Below are 18,836 nucleotides of genomic sequence, written 5' to 3'. Positions count from 1 at the left end.
AGCTCTCAGGAATCTGACTTGGGACGTTGTCCGAGGAAGAAGGACGAGGACTTCAGCGGCGTGAAGGTCGGCCGCTTCAGGCCAGCGCCGGTAAGTGGCGCGGTGTCGAGCGGCGCCTTGATCGCGGCCGTCGTCGCGACGCCTTGCGGCGCATCCGGCGTACAGGTGCCGGCGACGAAGGTCGGCTCGGGCCCGAGCACGGTGCCGCGGCGTGCGTATTTGTCGTAAGCCAGCGGCAGGGTGTTGTTCAGGCCCTCATGGCCGAGACCGCCCTTGGCGTCGATCGCCATCATCTCGCTCTGGCACATCTTGCCGGTCTCGACGCACATGTTGAGGATCAGGCGGTAGAGATCGGCATCGACCGTGCCCCAGCGGCGCACCGGCTCGTTCTCGCTCGGCTTTTCGAGCTGGAGATATTCGGCGCGGCCGAGCGAGCCGCCGGCCGTTTTGGCCTGCGCGATCCAGGCGTCAAAGCCCTTGTCGTCGAGGCCGTGGAAGGTGAAGTGCATGCCGGAGAAACCGGCGCCGCTGTAGTTTGCCGAGAAGCCCTTGTAGGCGCCGGCGTGGTTGATCACGGCGTGGAGCGACGTCTCCATGCCCGGCATCGCGTATATCTGGCCGGCGAGTGCGGGGATGTAGAACGAGTTCATCACCGAGGAGGCAGTGATGTGGAAGTTGATCGGGCGGTCGACCGGCGCGGCGAGCTCGTTGACGGTGGCGATGCCGTAATCGGGATAGATAAAGAGCCATTTCCAGTCGAGCGCGACGACATCGACGTCGAGTGGAGCCTTGGACTGGTCCACGGCACGTTCCGCATGGATGCGGCCGATGTTGCGATAGGGGTCGAGCAGATGCGTCCCCATCCAGGTCAGCGCGCCCAGGCAGACGATAATCAGAAGCGGCGCCGACCAGATCACCAGCTCGAGCTTGGTCGAGTGGTCCCAATCCGGCTCGTAACGGGCCGAAGTGTTGGACTGGCGATAGCGCCAGGCGAACAGCACCGTCAGGGCCATCACGGGGACGACGATCAGGAGCATCAGGACGGTGGAGATGATGACGAGGTCGCGCTGTTGCGCCGCGATATCGCCGGCTGGCGCCAGCACGACGTAGTTGCAGCCGCTGAGCGCAGCTGCCAGGGATAGCAGCGCCAGGATCTTGAGACGGGACACGGGCCGAGCCTTTGGGAATGAGTTTCTTTTGCGGGGCCAATGGGTAGCTGCGGCGCAGCAATCCGGACATTGGACAATTTGTCCAATGTTGCAGTGCAAGATGATGGGTCAGACAGGGAGCGGACTGCCCGGCGCCCGCCGGGGGAGTCGGCTTTGGTTTTCAGGACGTTAAGGGCGCACGCATGGCGACGGCACAGACTCCCGCAATGGCAGACCTCCACTCGGGCGAACACGGCCACGACCTGGCCAGTCCCGGCGAGATCGCCATCGGCGTCATCATCGGCCGCACCTCGGAATTCTTCGACTTCTTCGTCTACGCGATCGCCTCGGTGATCGTGTTTCCGCGCCTGGTGTTTCCTTTCACGAGCGAACTGACCGGCACCCTCTATTCCTTCATGATTTTCGCGCTGGCCTTCATTGCCCGGCCGATCGGAACCGTCATTTTCATGACGGTCGACCGGGAGTACGGCAAAACGGCCAAGCTGGTCTCGGCGCTGTTCCTGCTCGGCACCGCCACCGTGGCGCTCGCGTTCCTGCCCGGCTATCACGACATCGGCGTCGCCGCGATCTGGCTGCTGGCGCTGGCGCGTATTGCCCAGGGTCTGGCCTGGGGTGGCGCCTGGGACGGCATGGCCTCGCTGCTGGCGCTGAACGCGCCGGCCTCGCAGCGCGGCTGGTACGCGATGGTGCCGCAGCTTGGCGCTCCGCTCGGGCTGATCGTGGCGAGCGCGCTGTTCGCCTATTTCGCCGGCAATCTCTCGGCTGACGATTTCTTCGACTGGGGCTGGCGCTATCCGTTCTTCGTCGCCTTCGCCATCAACGTCGTGGCGCTGTTCGCGCGCCTGCGCATGGTGACGACCGAGGAATATGCCTCGTTGTTCGAGACCCGCGAACTGCAGCCCTCGCGCATCTCCGACACGGTTGCGCGCGAAGGCCACAACATCATGCTCGGTGCGTTTGCGCCGCTGGCAAGCTTCGCGCTGTTCCACATGGTCACGGTGTTTCCGCTGTCCTGGGTGTTCCTGTTCACCCGCGAAAGCCCGGTGCGCTTCCTGATCATCGAGATCGTCGCCGCCGTGTTCGGCGTCGCCGCGATCGTGGCCTCCGGCATCATCGCCGACCGGGTCGGCCGCAAGTCGCTGCTGATGGGATCGGCGATCGCGATCGCGATCTACAGTGGCTTCGCGCCGCAGCTGCTCGATGCCGGCGCGTTCGGCGAGACCATCTACATGGTGATCGGCTTCATCCTGCTCGGCCTCTCCTTCGGCCAGTCCTCGGGCGCGATCGCCTCGAACTTCAAGCAGATGTATCGCTACACGGCGTCCGCGCTGACTTCGGACATGGCCTGGCTGTTCGGCGCCGGATTCGCTCCGCTGGTCGCGCTGCTGCTCGCCACCAATCTCGGCGTCATCGCCTCGGGTGCCTATCTGCTCTCCGGCGCGTTCTGGACCCTGCTCGCGCTCTGGCTCAGCGGCCAGCGCGAGGTGGGTGACATGGACGCGGGCGAATCGTCGAACTGACGGGAATAAAACGCGGGCCGGACGATCCTGTTTGCTGCCGCAAACAGGAGATCACATGAACGTCCGGTCGAATTCCGTCCTTCCGCGAAACACGACAAGCCCGGCTCTCGCGACAATCGCGATTGCGCTTCTGTGCGCAGCCGGCCCCGCCGGCGCCACCGGCAATGCCGCGCGCGGCCAGACGCTCTACAAGGGCTGCGCCGATTGTCACTCGATCACCGAGAACAATGTCGGCCCGATGCACAAGGGCGTCGTTGGGCGCAAGGCGGGCAGCGTTCCCGGCTATGACTATTCGCCCGATCTGAAGAACTCGGGGATCGTCTGGACCGAGGACAATCTCGACAAATGGCTGGCCGGACCGCAGGCCATGGTGCCGGAAACCAAGATGTTCTTCGATGTGCCGGACGCGCAGGACCGCGCGGATATTATCGCGTTCTTGAAGGAGAAGGCGAAGTAGCGACGGCGTCTCAGTCCGTCACGATCTTCACGCGGTCACGCACCTTCACCTGCGCGGTGCGATCGAGGCCGTTCAGCACGCGAAATCGCTCGGCCGGGTGATCGACGCCGGCCATGCGGTGGGACAGCGATTCCACCGTGTCGCCGGGCTGCACGGTGATGACCTTGATGCGCAGCGGACGCGCGGCCTGGATCTCCTCGAGGGTCAGGCGGCGGAACGAATTGACGGTCTCGCGCGCATTGCGCTCGCTCTCGGTCGACTTCTGCCGCGTGGCGAAGATGAAGCGATAGACGTCGCTGCCGAAGCGCAGTGCATAGACCTTGAACTGCCACTGGTCGCCCTTGGCGGTGGCAGACGCGGCCGGAAAGCCGTTGATGGTGATGTCCTCGGTGGACGCTTTCTCGACGCCTTCCATCCAGCCGGAATTGAGGTAGTCGCCGAGCGACTGCTCGGCCGGCACACGCACGACGTCGAAGCGCATCGCCTGCGCGCCGCCCTCGCGCACGCCGATCACTGCCTGGGCGGTGTTGTCGAGCGTGAAATTATCCGGCGCCTGGAAGGTGAAGCCGAGTTTGGGATGCAGGAAACGCCGGCCGCGGACAAAGCCTTCGCTGGGGTCCTCGCCATAGACGAGGTTGTCGATCGCGGCGAGATAGCTCTCGCGGTCGCGCTCGCCGCCTTCCGGGGCAACGTATTGCCGCGCGATGGTCTGCGCATTCTGCACGCGCTCGGGCGTGGCCGGATGCGACGAGGTGAAATCCTGCGCGCGCGGATCGAGCGAACTTTTGCCCGCCTTCAGCTCCGCATTGCGCTCCATCGCGGAGAGAAAGCGGGCGGCGCCATACGGGTCGAAATGTGCCTTGGCGGAGATGCCGACGCCGATGCCGTCAGCCTCGAACTCCTGGTTGCGCGAAAAGCTCGCCATGGTCAGCTTGGTCTTGGCGAGTGCGAGCGCGGTGAGGTCGGGATCGGTGCTCATGTCGGTGACAACACGCGTGACGATCGCAGCCTGGCGCGCCTGGTCCTCGCGCATCGCGGCGTGCTTGGACAGCACATGCGCCATCTCATGGCTGAGCACGGAGGACAATTCGGACGTGTCACTGGCCAGCGCGAGCAGGCCGCGGGTGACATAGAGCTGGCCGTTCGGCAGCGCGAAAGCGTTCACCGCGCCGGAATTGAGAATGGTGACCTTGTAGCCCTGGTCGGGGCGATCTGAGGCGGCAACGAGGCGGTCGACGGTCTTGCTGACGAGCGATTCGAGCCTGGGGTCGTCGTAGGTGCCGCCATAGCTCGCCAGGATGCGCTCGTGCTCTTTCTCGGTGGCGGGGGTCTGGGCGACGGCCGGCTTCGGCTTGGGCAACGCGACGGTCGGCGGGGCCGCCGCGGTCTGGAACCGGCCCATATCGCCGCAACCCGCGAGGGCTGTGCCCAGAACGAGGCAAAGCGCGGCCGGCGCAGCCCGACGGCGGCGTCCTTCGCCCTTTTTGTGCTGTTCTAGCACCCCATTCACGTCGTTTAACCCGTGCCCGGCCCTTTTAAGGCCTTACCCCAATAGGCTCGTTTGCGCCCAGCAATTCAACCTGTCCCAAGAGACGCACATCGATACGCGGCCCAGTAGTCCCCTCAACCCAGCCTCGGATACGAATACGACGATTTTCCAAGGACTTAAGGGTCATTCCGGCGCTTTCAAACGCCGGCAGCGTGCGCTTTGAAATAGTCGCCGCAAAGCCGCGTGTCCAGTTTCGTCCGAAGTTGAGGTAGGTCATTGCCCCAGCTTGCCGGACCGACAGGACTTTGCCCTCGACCACCATAAAGCGCCCGATCCCGGCCAAAATATCGTCCGGACTTTCCGCGTTTTTTATGGCCGACGGGTCAGCCCAGCTGCCCTTTTTTTGGCGCCTCGCTTCGGCCTCTGACGACATCAGGGCGGTGGCGCACGCCTTGTCCGTGATCTCGGCCGAGACGAGGGCGTCGCCTTGGGCGAGCAGCATGGTCTGTACCGAGGTGTCGCTATCGCCGATGAATAGCAGCGCGCCCTGGCGGCCGTAGCGGTCGGGTGTGTCGTCAGGGCTGCGCAGCGTCACGTCGCGGCCGGCGAGCAACGACGTCAGCGCCTGCTTCGTCGCAACAGTCGCCTCAATCCCGGTGAGGCGCACCTCGCGACCGTCGTCGAGCCGTACGCTGCGCGCATCGACGATTCCCGCCACGCGGCCTTCGCCCTGTGCTTCGAACTGGCACGGCGCCGCGAACGCAGTGTGACCCGCGGCGAGAACAAATGCGACGATGAGGTGAAGCCGTTGCGTCACGAGACCCGGAGAGGTGGTTGCGTTACGCTTCAACTCTAACTCATGCGTGGTGGGTCGCGAAGGGGCTTCCTCACACTCCGTCATTGCGAGACTTCCTCCGCGGAAAGATTCTGGATTGCTTCGCTGCGCTCGCAATGACGACGCGGAAACATCTCGCGTCTTCCGACCATTCCGCTTTGCGGAAAACATAAGACCGTCGCGAGATGCGCATCGCGCTTCTGCTTGCTGCGCTCTCGCGTATGCGGCATGATTGCGGCAACATCAATAATCAAGCCGCCAGTCAGAGCCATGCGATCAAGGGAGGTTCTTTTTCAATGAAGCATATTTTGTCGGGCATTTTGGCCGCCGCGTTGGCTCTCAGCGCGAGTGTTGCGCAGGCCCAGGACAAGCCACCCCTGAAGATCGGCGGCATCCTCGACATGTCGAGCCTCTATGCCGACATCACCGGTCCCGGCAGCGAGACCGCGGCCAAGATGGCCGCTGAGGATTTTGGCGGCGAGGTGCTAGGCCGCAAGATCCAGGTGCTGGCGGCCGACCATCTCAACAAGGCCGACCTCTCCGCCAACATCGCCCGCGACATGCTCGACAACCAGGGCGTCGAAATGATCTACGACGTCGCGGCCTCCGCCACCGCGCTTGCCGCCGGCGAGATCGCGAAGGCGCGCAACAAGATCATCATGTTCAACGGCCCGGGCTCGATCCGTCTCAGCAACGAGGCCTGCGGTCCCTACACCATCCACTACGTGTTCGACACCTACGGCCAGGCCAACGTCACCGGTCTTGCCGCCGTGAAGTCGGGCCTCGACACCTGGTTCTTCCTCACCGCCGACTACGCCTTCGGCCAGGATCTGGAAAAGGACACCAGCGCCGTCGTGACCAAGACCGGCGGTAAGGTGCTCGGCGGCGTGCGTCATCCGCTCAACACGTCGGATTTCTCGTCGTTCCTGCTCCAGGCGCAGGCGTCGAAAGCCAAGGTGATCGGGCTCGCGAATGCCGGCGGCGACACCGTCAATGCCATCAAGCAATCGGCCGAGTTCGGCATCATGAAGGGTGGCCAGAAGGTCTCCCCGTTGCTGGCCTTCGTTACCGACATCGACTCGATTGGGCTCGAGACCGCGCAGGGTCTGCTGCTGGCGGAAGCCTTCTACTGGGACATGAACGACGAGACGCGTGCTTTCTCGAAGCGCTTTCAGGAACGCGTCAAGCGGCCGCCGACCTCGGCGCAGGCCGGCGTCTATTCCTCCGTCATGCACTATCTCAAAGCTGTCAAGGCTGCCGGCACGACCGATGCGGCTGCGGTCATCAAGGTGATGAAGGACACGCCGATCAACGACTTCTTCGCTCACAACGGCAAAATCCGCGAGGACGGCCGCATGGTGCACGACATGTACCTGTTCGAGGTCAAGAAGCCGTCAGAGTCGAAGGGGCGCTGGGACGATTACAAGTTGCTGGCGACCGTGCCGGGCAGCGAAGCGTTCCAGTCGCTCGAGCAGTCGCGCTGCCCGCTGGTGAAGAAATGACGCGCGTCATCCCGGGGCTCGCGTAGCGAGAGCCCGGGATCCATCGGGCGGCAGTGACGGTTGAGAAATGGATTCCGGGCTCGCGACTTCGTCGCGCCCCGGAATGACAGAACCAAACAACAACAAGGGAGACGTCCCATGAACGACATGGTCCTGCAAAAGCTCGAAGGCGGACTGCTCACCATCACCATGAACCGGCCCGAGCGAAAGAACGCGCTCAACCCCGAGATGGTCGCCGGACTGGTCGAAGCGGCGCGGCGCGCGGCCGATGATCCGGATGTGCGCGCGGTGTTATTCAAGGGCGCCGGCGGCTCGTTCTGCGTCGGCGGCGACGTCAAGTCGATGGCAGCCGGCCGCGCGCCGCTGCCGTTCGAGGTGAAGATGGCGAACCTCCGCCGCGGCATGGAGGTCTCGCGCATCCTGCATCAGATGCCGAAGCCCGTGGTCGCGCAGCTCGATGGCGCCGCGGCCGGCGCCGGTCTTTCGATGGCGTTGTCATGCGATCTCCGTGTAGCCTCGGAATCCTGCAAGATCACCACCGCCTTTGCCAAGGTCGGCTTCTCCGGCGATTACGGCGGCACCTATTTTCTCACCCAGCTGCTCGGCAGCGCGCGGGCGCGCGAACTCTATCTGACCTCGCCGGTGCTCACCGCCAAGGAAGCGCATGCGATCGGCATGGTGACCAAGGTCGTGCCCGATGCCGAGATCGACGCTGCCGCGCACGAGCTGGCGCTATCGCTGGCGCAGGGGCCGTCCATCGCGCTCGGCTACATCAAGCGTAACATCAACAATGCAGAGCACCTGCCGCTGGAAGATTGCTTCGATGGTGAGGCGATCCACCACACCCGCTGCAGCGACACCGAGGATCACAAGGAGGCCGCGAAGGCTTTCGTCGAGAAGCGGAAGCCGGCCTTCAGGGGCGCATGACGATGGCGCCCTATATGCGGCTGCGGCAGATTTGTCTCGTCGCGCCGCAGCTCGCGCCTGTCATCTCCGATATCGTCGAGATCATGGGCCTCGCCGTCTGCTACCGCGACGGCAATGTTGCCAAATATGGCCTGGAGAACGCGCTGCTCCCTGTCGACACGATCATGCTCGAGGTCGTCGCGCCCTTCAAGAACGGCACCACGGCCGGTCGCTTCATCGAGAAGACCGGTGGCCGCGGCGGCTACATGGCGATCTTCTGCTGCAACGATCCGGATGAGCGCGGCAAAAATGCCAATGCGTTGGGTGTACGCACGGCGAACGTGATCGACCACGCGCCCTATCACGGCGTCCAGCTCCACCCCCGCGACTGCCGCGCCGCCTTCATCGAGTTCAATCACACCGAAGGCAGCGACGATAGTTTTGGGAGCGTATCCGCCCGCAGGGCCGGACTGGCAGAAGTTCATCCGCAAGGAGGTGACGCAGGCGCTGACGGGCGTGGAGATGCAGAGCCCGGACCCGCAGGGGTTGGCGGCGCATTGGGGCAAGATCATCGGCGTCGCGGCTGACAGCTCTGAATTGAAGCTGCCCAACGCGACCTTCCGTTTCGTCGAGGGCGCCAGCGAGATCATGAGTGCGCTGGAGTTTCGCGTGGCTGATGCCGCGCACGTGTTGCATGTGGCGAGGTCGAAGGGGCTCGCGGTTGCCGGGAATGAGTTTTTGCTGGGCGGTGTAACGTTCCGCGTCAGTTGATTGTTTGGTAGTGATCCGTCACCCTGAGGTGCTCGCCTCTTCGGCGAGCCTCGAAGGGCGACGGCCACTAGCGGGGCCGCTGTGGAAGCATCAGAGTGACACGGCGAAACGCCGCCCCGCTCACCTTCCCTTGAAATTCGCCACGCGCCGCTCTTCGGTCGCCTTCACGCCTTCCTTGAAATCTTCCGTCGCGCGCAGGCGGGCCTGCTCGGTGAGCTCGTGATTGGTCGCGGCCATGACGCGATCGGCCAATCCGGCGCGCATCGTGGCGCGGGTGGAGACGAGGCCGAGCGGGGAGCATTCGGCGATCTCGCCGGCGAGCTTCATCGCCTCCGCCTTCACCTGATCCTGCGGCACCAGCACATTGGCGAGGCCCCACTTATACGCCTCCTCGCCGGTGACGCGGCGGCTGGTGTAGAACATCAGCTCGGCGTTGTTCTTGCCGATCAGCTCGGGCAGTGTCGTCGTCAGGCCGAAGCCGGGATGGAAGCCGAGCTTGGTGAAGTTCGCGGAGAAGCGCGCTTCGGGACAGGTGACGCGGAAATCCGCCGACACCGCGAGACCCAAGCCGCCGCCAATGGCGGCGCCCTGCACGGCGGCGACGATCGGCTTCTTGGCGCGGAAGATGCGCACGGCCTGAATGTAGAGATGGTTGATCGGGCCGAGATTATCGGCGGGATCGCCCTTTGTCTTTTTCTCAGCCTCCTGCGCTTCCTGCGCCTGCCGCGCGGGATCGCCGAAATTCGCGCCGGCGCAGAACGCCTTGCCTTGCGCCGAGAGAACAGAGGCGCGGATCTCGATGTCGCGATCGAACTCGTCGAGCGCATCCGCGATCTGGTTGATCAGCGAGATGTCGAAGAAGTTGAGCGGCGGCCTGCGGATCTCGATGGTGCCGACGTGCCCGACTTTTTCGACGCCGATATCTTTGTAGGTGCTCATGATGTCCTCAAAAAGTTAGCGCAGGCCCAATCCGCGGGCGATGATGCCGCGCAGCACTTCCGTGGTGCCGCCCTGGATGGTGAGTTTCGGTGCGGTCTTGATGGCGAAGTCGAGCTGCCGCTCGAGCGTCTCGCGATTGGTCGCGGTCTCCTCGACGAAGGCGGCGAGATCGCGCACGCGGTGCGGAAGCTGCTGCTCCCAGACGGTGCCGATGTCCTTGACGATGGACGCTTCCACCACCGGCTCCTTGCCGGCGTGCAGCATGCCGGCGACCGAGACCGACATGCGCCGCATGGTGTGGAGCTGCGCGACCAGGCGGCCGATGCCTTCGGCGCTGCGCGTATCCGGATTGGGACCGACCGCGCGGACCAACTCGGTGAGCACGTAATAGGTCTCGAGGAAGCGCTCGGGACCGGAACGCTCATAGGCGAGCTCTGACGTCGCCTGTTTCCAGGCGCCGTCGACCTCGCCGAGCACGTGATCGTCGGGCACGAAGAAGTCGGTGAAGACGACCTCGTTGAACTCGTACTGGCCGGTGATCTGGCCGATCGGGTTCACCTTGATGCCCGGCTGCTTCATCTTGACCAGGAACTGTGTCAGGCCGTGACGGCGGTTTTCCTTGGTCGGCGGCGAGGTCCGGAAGATCGCGATCATGTAGTCGGCGATATGCGCCGACGAGGTCCAGATCTTGGTGCCGTTGATGAGATAGCCGCCCTCGGTCTTGGTCGCGCGCGTTTTCGCCGCGAACAGATCCGAGCCGGAGTTCGGCTCGCTCATGCCGATCGCAAAGCAGATCTCGCCGCGGCAGATGCGCGGCAGGATGTCCATCTTGATGTTTTCAGGCGCGTACTTCAGTAGCACGGGCCCGCTCTGGCGGTCGGCGACGAAGAAACGCCGCGTCGGCGCGTTGGCGACGCGCATCTCCTCGGTCACCACGTAGCGCTCGAGGAAGGAGCGCTCCTGGCCGCCATATTTCTTCGGCCAGGTCATCCCCAGCCAGCCCTTGGCGCCGACCCGGCGGGAGAATTCCGGCGCGTCGGTGTCCTCGCGGTTGGGCTTGTGCGGATCGAAGGTGCCGGCGGCGATTTCCTCGGCGAGGAAGGCGCGCACTTCCTTGCGCAGTTGCTCGCACTTCTCAGGTAAGCGGATCGGATCGAAACGGAGGGCAGCGGTCATGTGTTTCGTCTCCCGATCAACGCGAAGCCACGAGCGGCCACAATTCGTCGGCGCCACGTTTGGCGACAAGCTTGCCGAGCTCGACGGCCCAGTAGCTCTCAGAGCCGAAATCGTCGCGCCAGGCTAGCGCCCGCAGCGAGTAGCGGTGCAGGATGTGCTCGATGGTGAAGCCGATGGCACCATGGACCTGATGCGCAATGCCGCCGCCTTTTTCTGCGGCTTCAGCGCAGCGGATCTTTGCCGAGGCGGCTTCGAGGTAGACCTCATCATTGAACGATTTGGCGTTCGCGATCGCATCGGCGGCCGACGTTGCGGCCGCAAGCGCCGCGGCGGATTCGCCAGCGAGACGTGCGAGATTGTGCTGCACGGCCTGGAATTTCGAAATCTTCTTCTCGAAGGCGACGCGCTCGTTGGAATAGCGCACGGAGATGTCGAGCATGGACTCCAGCGCACCGGCGATCTGGAGGCTGCGCGCGACGCCGCCCATCAGCATCAGCGTAGTCTGGTCAATGCTCTTCGGTGCGGCCTTGATGGTGACAGGCTGGACCTTGTCGAGCGTCACGGTATCGCTGTGGTCGTAGCCGACATTAAGCCCGGATTCGATCCGGCCCTTGCTTGCATCGACCAGCGCAATCGAGACGCCATCCTTGCCATGCGCCAGCACTGCAAAATGTTTTGCCGCCTTCGCAAACGGCACGCCACGGCAGCGGCCCGAGAGCGCGCCGTCGGCATCCAGCGTGATGCGGTCCCTCGGGCTTGCCGGCAGCACCGTCATCTCGCCTTCGGGCGAAGCGATCTTCGCCTGCGCCAGCAGCCAGCCGGCGAGCATGGTCTCGGCCAGGGGAACCGCGATTGCAAATCGTCCGGCGGCGTTGAGAAGCGCAAAACCGTCGGCAAGGCTTGCGCCGGAGCCGCCGAGATCGTCGGGCACCCAGGACAAAGGCAAGCCGGCTTCGCTCAGCGCCTGCCACAGCGGTGCCTGCCACGAATCCTTTTTGTCGTTGTTGATGGTTTGCGGATCGGCGAGATCGGCGAAGATCTTCTCCGCGGTCTCGACGACGATATTGTCACTCTCCGCCACAGCGTTCCTCGTGTTTTGCCATTGGCGCGTCCTGCCCGGTGGGTGTGGTGCGCGGTCTCTTCTTGCGCCCGATGATCCGAAAAAGCCATGGCCCTGACAAGCGTTGATCGCAGGCCCATCTGCGGCGCCAGCATGGGGGCAAGAAACAGCCTGAGACCCGGTCTGGACTAATTCCGCTTAGCGGAGTTTGCTCGATTTGCAGGGCGCGGCAAACTCGCTAAACAAGGCGCCAGCAACTCGGTGACGGGGAAGGAAATCCGGATGGCAAAAGACAGTTTGTGCGCAATCGTGACGGGGTCCGCATCCGGGCTCGGTGCTGCGACCGCGGAAATTCTCGCGCGGAGCGGGGCGCGGCTCGTCATCAACTATTCGTCGAGTCAGAAGGAAGCCGAGGCCACGGCAGAGCTCTGCCGCAAGGCCGGCGCCGCGGAAGTGCTGGTCGCGCAGGGCGACGTCTCGAAGGACGACGATTGCCGCAAGATCGTCGCGGCCGCGAGCGGCTGGGGCCGGCTCGACATTCTCGTCAACAATGCCGGCATCACCAAGCACGTCGTCCATGCCGATCTCGACGGATTGTCAGCTGAAGATTTCCAGCGCCTCTACGGAGTCAACACCATCGGCCCGTTCCAGATGGTGCGCGCGGCGCGCAGCCTGCTCGAAGCCGGGTCGAAGGTATCGGAGCGGGCGTCCGCCGTGGTCAACGTGTCGTCAGTCGCCGGCATCAGCGGCGTCGGTTCGTCGATCGCCTATGCCGCGAGCAAGGGCGCGCTCAACACCATGACGCTGTCGCTGTCGCGCGCACTGGCGCCGCTGATCCGCGTCAACACGGTATGCCCCGGCTATATCGATACGCCCTGGTTCACCAAGGGCCGTGGCGAAGCCGGCGCCAAGCAGGTGCGCGACAGCGTGGTGGCGAAGGTGCCGCTCAAGGTCGCCTCATCGGCCGAGGACATCGCGCAGCTGGTCTGCTTCCTGGCGATGCCGGCCTCGAGCAACATGACCGGCGAGGTCGTGCGCATGGATGCCGGAATGCATTTGATTACGTGAGATCGCGTCCCTCGCGTCAAACGCAGCTGTCGTCCCCGCGGAACGCGGGGACCCATAGCCACAGGGAGTAGTTTGGCGCGAACTGGCAACCACGAGTCTTCGCCAAACTACTCCCTGTGGTTATGGGTCCCGGATCGGCGCGCGCTTGACGCGCGCTTGTCCGGGACGACAAGGGTCACCCCTTGATCACGCCGCTCGCGACCAGCCGGTGCCAGATGAACAGCACCACCACGGCGCCGATCGTGGCCATGATGAATCCCGCGCCTTGATCCGGACCGTAATGGCCGATGGCCTGGCCGATGAAGGTCGCGAGAAACGCACCGACGATGCCGAGGATGGTGGTGAGGATGAAACCACTCGGGTTGTTCGGTCCCGGCGACAGAAAACGCGCGATGAGGCCGGCGACGAAGCCGACGACGATGATCCACAAGATGCCGCCCATGCTCATGTCAGTGCTCCCCTCGGTTTGACTAAAATCAGACTCTGTCCGAGATCTCGTTCTCGGTCGGCAGCCGTCCGTCCGGCGTCAAATGGTCGATCACTTGCGGCAGATACTGGCTGAGGCCGGAGAGTAGCTCGTCGCGCGAGAGCCCGCTCTGGGCCGACAGGCTCTGGATCTGGTCGGCGCCGAGTGCATTGGCGAGATCGCCGGGGGCGATAGGCTTGTTCTCGCCTTTGCCGACCCAGGTGCTCGCGGTCTCGCCGTGGCCGCCCTGCTGAAGCTGGTTGAGGAGATCGCCAAGCCCGCCGCTCAGCACGGAGCCCGCCGCACCACCCGCGAGCAGGCCACCGAGGCCGCCCTTGAGGACATCGCCGAGGCCGCCACCCCCGCCGAGAGCACCGCCAAGCGCGCCACCCAGGCCTCCGCCCGCGCCCGCATTCACCGGCGGCGGCACAGAGGTCGGCGCCGTCTGCGGCGCGGCGCCCGGCTGGCCTGCCGTCATATGCTTGAATGCCTTCCAGGCGAGCAGACCCAGGATCGCCATGGTCATCGGCGACATGCCGCCGCTGGATGAGGATTGTGAACTCGGCGCGCTCGGGCCGCGCGGGCCGTTCTGCATGCCGTTGAGGACGTCGAGCAAACCCATGGCGTTCTCCTGCCGGTAACAAGCCCCTTTCGAAAACATATGAGGCTCTCATGACGGTTACAAGGCGATTGCGCCGCAACCGGACGATGGGCAGCCGGCCTCCCCTCTGCTATCGAGGGCCGGAGCATTTTAGGAGCGGGGCCGAGTGAATACGGATCGACCGATCGTGGTGGCCGGCGCCGGCGCCATCGGCTGTTTTGTCGGAGGCCAGCTGGCGGCCGCCGACCGTCGGGTCGCACTGCTGGTGCGGCCGCGGGTCAAGACCGAGATCGAGCGGTTCGGCCTGCGGCTGACGGATTTCGGCGGCGCCGAGAAGAAGCTGGATGCGGGCCGGCTCGCGCTGTCGGAAGATCCCGCGATCTTCCACAGCGCCGGCATCGTGCTGGTCACGGTCAAGAGCGCCGACACGGCGGATGTCGCGGACCAGATCGCGCAGCACGCGCCTCAGGATGCCGTCATCGTGTCGTTGCAGAACGGCGTCGGCAATGTCGCCGTGCTGCAAGAGCGGCTCGGCGGCCGGCGCGTGCTCGCCGGTATGGTCCCCTTCAATGTGGTCGCAATGGGTGAAGGACGTTTCCACCGTTCGACCTCCGGCGACATCACTGTCGGCGAAGATGCTGACAACACGGCGGCGGCGCTCTCGGTGCCGGGGCTTAATTTGCGCGCAAGCCGCGACATCGCCGGCGTGCAATGGGGCAAGCTGATCATCAACCTGAACAACGCGCTCAGCGCACTGTCCGACATGCCGCTCGCCGCGCAATTGGCGAACCGCGACTGGCGAAGACTGTTTGCCGACCAGATGGCGGAAGGTCTGGCCGCGCTAAGGGCCGCCGGCATCACGCCGGCCTCGGCAACGCCCATCCCGCCGAACTGGACGCCGACCTTGCTGAGATTGCCCGACATGATCTTCAACGCGATCCTGGGGCGGACGATGAAGATCGATCCCGAGGCGCGCTCCTCGATGTGGCAGGATTTGAAGCAGGGCCGCAGGACCGAGATCGACTATCTCCAGGGCGCGGTCATTGCGCTGGCCGAGCAGAACAGTGTCGATGCGCCGCTGATGCGCCGCATTGTTGCGCTGATCAAGCAGGCCGAGACGGCCGGCAAGGGCCCGCCGGGGCTTTCGCCGCAGCAAATCCGCGGTGTGAGTTGAGCGCGAGGAGGAGCGGATGAAAAATTCTGCGATGATCGGGCTGGCACTGGCCGTGCTCTGCAGCGCGTCGACGCAGGCCCACGCCCGGCCGCCGACCGTCATGAACTCGCCCGGCTATGACGCGCGATTGCAGGAGAGCCGCAAGGCGTTGAGCAATTCACAGACGGTAACGACGCCATCGGATGCTCCAGCGACCAAGCCGAAGCGCAGCAAGAAGAAGCCCGCGAACTAGTTGCGCCTCAACTCAGCCCTTCTTCGCCGGCTTGCTCGGCGTCGGGCTGAACAGCTTCTTGAATTCGCTCAAGCTTTCCGACAGCCGCGGCCATTCGCAGGAGAACGAGCCCTTGGTACAGGGCGCGTTCTTCTGTCGCAACACCTTCGGCCGTTCCACGGGCACAGGCACACGCTCGACCTCGGTTCGCAGTGCGACCTGCTGAAGCTGCTGCACCTGTTGTTCCTGCTGCTCGCGCTGCTGCCGTGCCGTGGCCTGGGCCGCTTCATTGCTGCGGCGCTGATTGGCGAGATAGGCGGTGTAGGATTCGTCGATCTTCTTCTGCTCGTCCGGCGTCGGGTTCGGCCCGGCGATGTCGAAGGTGCGATCCTGGAGGAAGTCGTAATAGCTGTAGCCGCCGCCCGCCTTGCGCCGGCCGGCGAATTTTGCGTTGCAGTCCGCAAGGGCTGCGGTCTTTTCGGCCTTGGTCGCGGATTTTTCGGCGGCGTCGGCGCATTCCTCGAAGTCGACCGGCGTGCGCTTCCACCATTGCGCGTGGGCATGCGACGACGTCAGCAGAAAAACTCCTGCTGCGGCAATGAGAAGCGGCGCCGCACGACGCGATGCAACTACGTCCGACATTCTACGAGAGCATTCCTTGCAAAACTCAACCCCAACTGAGTCGAGCCTGATTTTTGCTCCATTATCGCCGCCTTGTCACCCGTGGAACCCGGGAATTTCATGGCTGGGTTGCTGACATTTTTTGCTTGACGTGGCGCAGGAGTCACAGCCGCGCAGCACAGGATGCGTTTAGAGTTTTATCGGTTCGAATCTGAGGGGAAATATTGGTCATGAAAGCGCTGAGCTGTCTCGCCGCCATCGCGTTGACGCTGGTTTGCGGCCGCGCGCTCGCCGCAGAGGACGATGCGCCCAACAACAAGCCGGTGAAGGTCGTGGCCGACGCGCGGCTGTCGGTCGGCGGCCAGGGCACCTTGCCGCTCTATCTCTCCAGCGACTGGTCGATGCCGCTGCCTGCGATCTCGCGCGCGATCATCGTGCTGCACGGACGTCTGCGCAATGCCGACGAATATTACATCTCGGCCCACACCGCGCAGGTCGCGGCCGGTGACGACGGCAAGAGCGCGCTCATGATCGTGCCGCAGTATCTCGCAGAGGTCGATATCGAAGCGCACAAGCTGCCCGCCGATACGCTGCGCTGGTCGCTGGTGGGATGGGAGGGCGGCGATGCCGCGCTTGCACCAAATCCGGTCTCCTCCTTCGAGGCGCTCGACGCGATCCTGGCAAAACTCTCCGACCGGCGCATCTTCCCGAACCTGAAACAGGTCGTGGTCGCCGGCCATTCCGGCGGCGGCCAGGTCGTGCAGCGCTATGCCATCGCCGGCAAGGGCGAGGCGGCGTTGTCGCGCCAGCACATCGACATCCGCTACGTCGTCGCCAATCCGTCGTCTTATGCCTATTTCAGCAAAGAGCGGCCCGTGCCGGCGATTGCCGCGTCCTGCGCGGGCTACGACAATTGGAAATACGGCATGGACGGGCGGCCGCCTTATCTTGCGGACGTAGCGCCAGCGGCGCTGGAGCAACGTTATGTCGACCGCGACGTGATCTATCTGCTCGGCACGCTCGACACCAAGCCCGCGGCGGACAAGAGTTGCATGGGCGAGGCGCAGGGCCCAAGTCGCTACGCCCGCGGCCACGCCTATGCGGACGCGATGGCGAAACGCAATCAGGGCACGCCCAATCACCGGGTGTGGGACGTCGCCGGTGTCGGCCATGACGGCGACAAGATGCTGACCTCGAAATGCGGCCTTGCGGCACTGTTCGATAGTCCGGGCTGCGGCGCGGAGCGCTGATGCGAGCGCTTTGAAGGTCCAGCTGCGGCTGTTACACTTCGTCCCGCGGGCGCCTCATTCGGAGGCGACGCCAAGAAGACGAAGTGGAAACGCCTGATGCTGCTGCCCCTGTCCGATGTGCCGCGCTGGTACGCTCAACGCAAACCCGAAGGCACAATCGCCGTCCAGCATGGGCAGGATCAACTGACATGGGACCAGCTCGAGCGTGGTGCCAATCGGCGCGCGCGGGCCTTTGCAGCGAAGGGCGTCAAGCCCGGCGATTTCGTCGCGATTGGTTTGCCCAACGGCAATGCGTTCTTCGAGACCACATTTGCGGTGTGGAAATGCGGCGCGACGCCGACCTCGCTGTCATGGCGGTTGCCGCGCGGTGAAGCTGCGGCCGTGCTTGAGATTCTCAAGCCTGCGCTGGTGATCGGCGGCGAGGCCGACTGGAATGCGCAGAACCGGCTGCCGGCGGATTTCGTGCCGGAAGGATTTTCCGACGAGCAGATCGACCCGCCGGTGGCGCGCTACTGGAAGGCCATGACCAGCGGCGGCTCGACCGGCCGTCCCAAGGTGATCCTCGATCACAACCCCGCGGTCGTCGACACGGTCGCACCGCCGCCGCTCAACATGCCGTTCGGCGCCTCGCTGCTGAATCCGGGTCCGCTCTACCACAATGCACCGTTCATCGTGTCGCATTATGCGCTGTTCTACGGCGGCAAGCTCACCGGCCTCGTCAAGTTCGACGCCGAGGAGACGCTGCGGCAGATCGAGCGCGAGCGCGTGCAATGGGTCAATTTCGTGCCGACCATGATGCATCGGATCTGGGCGCTGCCGGAGAATGTTCGCAACGCTTACGACGTGTCGAGCCTGCAGACCGTCTTCCACATGGCGGCGCCGATGCCGCCCTGGCTCAAGGAGAACTGGATCGCCTGGCTCGGATCGGAGCGGGTCTGGGAGCTCTATGGCGGTACCGAGCGACAGGGGGCCTGTATCATCTCCGGCACGGAGTGGCTGACGCACAAGGGCTCGGTCGGCAAGATCGGCGAGACGGCGAAGCTCCGCATCATCGGTGAGGACGGCAACGACGTCGCGCCAGGCGAGACCGGCGAGATCTACTTCCTCAACAATGACGGCAAGGACGCCACCTATCACTATCTCGGCGCCGAGCCGAAGCGTCGTGCCGACGGCTGGGAATCGCTCGGCGATATCGGCAGGCTGGATGCCGAAGGCTACCTCTATCTCGGTGACCGCCTCGCCGACATGGTGCTGCGCGGCGGCGCCAACATCTATCCCGCCGAGGTCGAGGCCGCCGTCTCCGAATGTCCCGGCGTGCGCTCCTGCGTGGTGGTGGGCTTGCCGGATCCGGAATTGGGCCAGCGCGTGCACGCCATCATCGAGCTGGAGGCGAACGCGGACGGTCAGGCGATTGCCAATAACATGGCGGACTTCCTGAAAGACAGGCTCAGCCGCTACAAGCATCCCGAGAGTTTCGAGATCGTCAGCACGCCGCCGCGCGACGATTCCGGAAAGGTTCGCCGCACGTTGCTGCGCGACGAGCGCGCCGCGTGGATGAAGGAGGGTCGTGCCTTCCGGATCATGCCCGCGAAGGCGCGGGCGCACGTCGAATAAGACTTCA

General features: G+C 64.5%; 19 protein-coding genes and 1 pseudogene. 10 read left to right on the top strand and 10 right to left on the bottom strand.

What is annotated here, in order from left to right; translation table 11 throughout:
* Positions 1–5: 5 nt before the first annotated feature.
* Positions 6–1,169, bottom strand: a complete 1,164-nt coding sequence (cyoA, locus tag V1280_RS28055; RefSeq protein ID WP_334531752.1) for a ubiquinol oxidase subunit II — start codon at positions 1,167–1,169, stop codon at positions 6–8.
* 182 nt (positions 1,170–1,351) lie between these two features.
* Here cyoA and V1280_RS28050 point away from each other — a divergent pair, with 182 nt between their 5' ends.
* Positions 1,352–2,689: an MFS transporter gene (locus V1280_RS28050; RefSeq protein ID WP_334531749.1), complete on the top strand. Its 1,338-nt coding sequence runs from the start codon at positions 1,352–1,354 to the stop codon at positions 2,687–2,689.
* Positions 2,690–2,744: 55 nt separating this feature from the next.
* Positions 2,745–3,146, top strand: coding sequence for a c-type cytochrome (locus V1280_RS28045; RefSeq protein ID WP_148776094.1), 402 nt, complete (start codon positions 2,745–2,747; stop codon positions 3,144–3,146).
* A gap of 10 nt (positions 3,147–3,156) precedes the next feature.
* Here the strand turns inward: V1280_RS28045 and V1280_RS28040 are convergent, their stop codons facing one another.
* The 3 genes from V1280_RS28040 to V1280_RS28030 form a co-directional block, all read right to left on the bottom strand.
* Positions 3,157–4,548, bottom strand: coding sequence for a M48 family metalloprotease (locus tag V1280_RS28040; protein WP_148776093.1), 1,392 nt, complete (start codon positions 4,546–4,548; stop codon positions 3,157–3,159).
* 133 nt (positions 4,549–4,681) lie between these two features.
* The gene (locus tag V1280_RS28035; RefSeq protein WP_334531742.1) at positions 4,682–5,536 is read right to left on the bottom strand and encodes a thermonuclease family protein; all 855 of its coding nucleotides are present in this window, start codon (positions 5,534–5,536) and stop codon (positions 4,682–4,684) included.
* A complete protein-coding gene (locus V1280_RS28030) occupies positions 5,533–5,742 on the bottom strand; it encodes a hypothetical protein (RefSeq protein ID WP_334531738.1) in 210 nt (69 codons plus the stop codon). The genes V1280_RS28035 and V1280_RS28030 overlap by 4 nt, the downstream gene beginning before the upstream one ends.
* A 24-nt stretch (positions 5,743–5,766) precedes the next feature.
* Between V1280_RS28030 and V1280_RS28025 the strand changes: the two genes are divergently transcribed.
* From V1280_RS28025 to V1280_RS28015, 3 genes and pseudogenes are all read left to right on the top strand, one after another.
* Entirely contained in the window at positions 5,767–6,972 is a 1,206-nt protein-coding gene (locus V1280_RS28025) for an ABC transporter substrate-binding protein (protein WP_334531735.1), read from the top strand.
* Positions 6,973–7,110: 138 nt separating this feature from the next.
* Positions 7,111–7,899 carry an enoyl-CoA hydratase gene (locus V1280_RS28020; protein ID WP_334531732.1) on the top strand — a complete coding sequence of 263 codons (789 nt, stop codon included), beginning with the start codon at positions 7,111–7,113 and terminating at the stop codon, positions 7,897–7,899.
* Positions 7,900–7,901: 2 nt separating this feature from the next.
* A pseudogene (locus tag V1280_RS28015) lies at positions 7,902–8,649 on the top strand (hypothetical protein).
* 120 nt (positions 8,650–8,769) lie between these two features.
* On the opposite strand, the gene V1280_RS28010 reads toward V1280_RS28015, so the two are convergent.
* The 3 genes from V1280_RS28010 to V1280_RS28000 are packed head-to-tail and all read right to left on the bottom strand — an operon-like array spanning position 8,770 to position 11,845.
* Positions 8,770–9,588, bottom strand: coding sequence for an enoyl-CoA hydratase/isomerase family protein (locus tag V1280_RS28010; protein WP_334531730.1), 819 nt, complete (start codon positions 9,586–9,588; stop codon positions 8,770–8,772).
* Between the two features lie 15 nt (positions 9,589–9,603).
* The gene (locus tag V1280_RS28005) at positions 9,604–10,764 is read right to left on the bottom strand and encodes an acyl-CoA dehydrogenase family protein (protein ID WP_334531728.1); all 1,161 of its coding nucleotides are present in this window, start codon (positions 10,762–10,764) and stop codon (positions 9,604–9,606) included.
* Between the two features lie 16 nt (positions 10,765–10,780).
* Complete coding sequence (locus V1280_RS28000) at positions 10,781–11,845, bottom strand: acyl-CoA dehydrogenase family protein (protein ID WP_334531726.1); 1,065 nt, start codon at positions 11,843–11,845, stop codon at positions 10,781–10,783.
* Between the two features lie 261 nt (positions 11,846–12,106).
* On the opposite strand from V1280_RS28000, the gene V1280_RS27995 reads away from it, so the two are divergent.
* Complete coding sequence (locus tag V1280_RS27995; RefSeq protein WP_334531723.1) at positions 12,107–12,892, top strand: SDR family NAD(P)-dependent oxidoreductase; 786 nt, start codon at positions 12,107–12,109, stop codon at positions 12,890–12,892.
* A gap of 175 nt (positions 12,893–13,067) precedes the next feature.
* On the opposite strand, the gene V1280_RS27990 is transcribed toward V1280_RS27995, so the two are convergent.
* Positions 13,068–13,340, bottom strand: coding sequence for a GlsB/YeaQ/YmgE family stress response membrane protein (locus V1280_RS27990; protein ID WP_442895173.1), 273 nt, complete (start codon positions 13,338–13,340; stop codon positions 13,068–13,070).
* A 28-nt stretch (positions 13,341–13,368) separates the two neighbouring features.
* The gene (locus V1280_RS27985; protein WP_334531720.1) at positions 13,369–13,980 is read right to left on the bottom strand and encodes a YidB family protein; all 612 of its coding nucleotides are present in this window, start codon (positions 13,978–13,980) and stop codon (positions 13,369–13,371) included.
* A gap of 145 nt (positions 13,981–14,125) precedes the next feature.
* Here V1280_RS27985 and V1280_RS27980 point away from each other — a divergent pair, with 145 nt between their 5' ends.
* Positions 14,126–15,133 (top strand): 2-dehydropantoate 2-reductase, encoded by a 1,008-nt coding sequence (locus tag V1280_RS27980; RefSeq protein WP_334531717.1) that lies wholly within the window; start codon positions 14,126–14,128, stop codon positions 15,131–15,133.
* Between the two features lie 16 nt (positions 15,134–15,149).
* Entirely contained in the window at positions 15,150–15,365 is a 216-nt protein-coding gene (locus tag V1280_RS27975; RefSeq protein WP_334531714.1) for a hypothetical protein, read from the top strand.
* 12 nt (positions 15,366–15,377) lie between these two features.
* On the opposite strand, the gene V1280_RS27970 is transcribed toward V1280_RS27975, so the two are convergent.
* Positions 15,378–15,986: a hypothetical protein gene (locus V1280_RS27970; protein ID WP_334531711.1), complete on the bottom strand. Its 609-nt coding sequence runs from the start codon at positions 15,984–15,986 to the stop codon at positions 15,378–15,380.
* A gap of 209 nt (positions 15,987–16,195) precedes the next feature.
* Between V1280_RS27970 and V1280_RS27965 the strand changes: the two genes are divergently transcribed.
* Both V1280_RS27965 and V1280_RS27960 read left to right on the top strand, forming a co-directional pair.
* A complete protein-coding gene (locus tag V1280_RS27965) occupies positions 16,196–17,215 on the top strand; it encodes an alpha/beta hydrolase (RefSeq protein WP_334531708.1) in 1,020 nt (339 codons plus the stop codon).
* 96 nt (positions 17,216–17,311) lie between these two features.
* Entirely contained in the window at positions 17,312–18,829 is a 1,518-nt protein-coding gene (locus tag V1280_RS27960; RefSeq protein ID WP_334531706.1) for an AMP-binding protein, read from the top strand.
* The last annotated feature ends 7 nt before the right edge of the window (positions 18,830–18,836 follow it).

This window comes from Bradyrhizobium sp. AZCC 2230 (assembly GCF_036924495.1).
GTDB classification, from domain to species: Bacteria; Pseudomonadota; Alphaproteobacteria; order Rhizobiales; family Xanthobacteraceae; genus Bradyrhizobium; species Bradyrhizobium rifense.
This window is presented reverse-complemented; position numbering and strand designations above follow the sequence as displayed.

Excerpts from the sequence above, each read along its gene's own strand:
- V1280_RS27990 (WP_442895173.1), bottom strand. The coding sequence starts at position 13,340 with ATGAGCATGGGCGGCATCTTGTGGATCATCGTCGTCGGCTTCGTCGCC.
- V1280_RS28040 (WP_148776093.1), bottom strand. The coding sequence starts at position 4,548 with ATGGGCCGGTTCCAGACCGCGGCGGCCCCGCCGACCGTCGCGTTGCCC.
- V1280_RS28020 (WP_334531732.1), top strand. The coding sequence starts at position 7,111 with ATGAACGACATGGTCCTGCAAAAGCTCGAAGGCGGACTGCTCACCATC.
- V1280_RS28005 (WP_334531728.1), bottom strand. The coding sequence starts at position 10,764 with ATGACCGCTGCCCTCCGTTTCGATCCGATCCGCTTACCTGAGAAGTGC.
- V1280_RS28050 (WP_334531749.1), top strand. The coding sequence starts at position 1,352 with ATGGCGACGGCACAGACTCCCGCAATGGCAGACCTCCACTCGGGCGAA.
- V1280_RS27960 (WP_334531706.1), top strand. The coding sequence starts at position 17,312 with ATGCTGCTGCCCCTGTCCGATGTGCCGCGCTGGTACGCTCAACGCAAA.
- V1280_RS27985 (WP_334531720.1), bottom strand. The coding sequence starts at position 13,980 with ATGGGTTTGCTCGACGTCCTCAACGGCATGCAGAACGGCCCGCGCGGC.
- V1280_RS28045 (WP_148776094.1), top strand. The coding sequence starts at position 2,745 with ATGAACGTCCGGTCGAATTCCGTCCTTCCGCGAAACACGACAAGCCCG.
- V1280_RS28010 (WP_334531730.1), bottom strand. The coding sequence starts at position 9,588 with ATGAGCACCTACAAAGATATCGGCGTCGAAAAAGTCGGGCACGTCGGC.
- V1280_RS28025 (WP_334531735.1), top strand. The coding sequence starts at position 5,767 with ATGAAGCATATTTTGTCGGGCATTTTGGCCGCCGCGTTGGCTCTCAGC.
- V1280_RS27965 (WP_334531708.1), top strand. The coding sequence starts at position 16,196 with ATGAAAGCGCTGAGCTGTCTCGCCGCCATCGCGTTGACGCTGGTTTGC.
- V1280_RS27970 (WP_334531711.1), bottom strand. The coding sequence starts at position 15,986 with ATGTCGGACGTAGTTGCATCGCGTCGTGCGGCGCCGCTTCTCATTGCC.
- V1280_RS27995 (WP_334531723.1), top strand. The coding sequence starts at position 12,107 with ATGGCAAAAGACAGTTTGTGCGCAATCGTGACGGGGTCCGCATCCGGG.
- V1280_RS28035 (WP_334531742.1), bottom strand. The coding sequence starts at position 5,536 with ATGACGGAGTGTGAGGAAGCCCCTTCGCGACCCACCACGCATGAGTTA.
- V1280_RS27975 (WP_334531714.1), top strand. The coding sequence starts at position 15,150 with ATGAAAAATTCTGCGATGATCGGGCTGGCACTGGCCGTGCTCTGCAGC.
- V1280_RS28030 (WP_334531738.1), bottom strand. The coding sequence starts at position 5,742 with ATGGCTCTGACTGGCGGCTTGATTATTGATGTTGCCGCAATCATGCCG.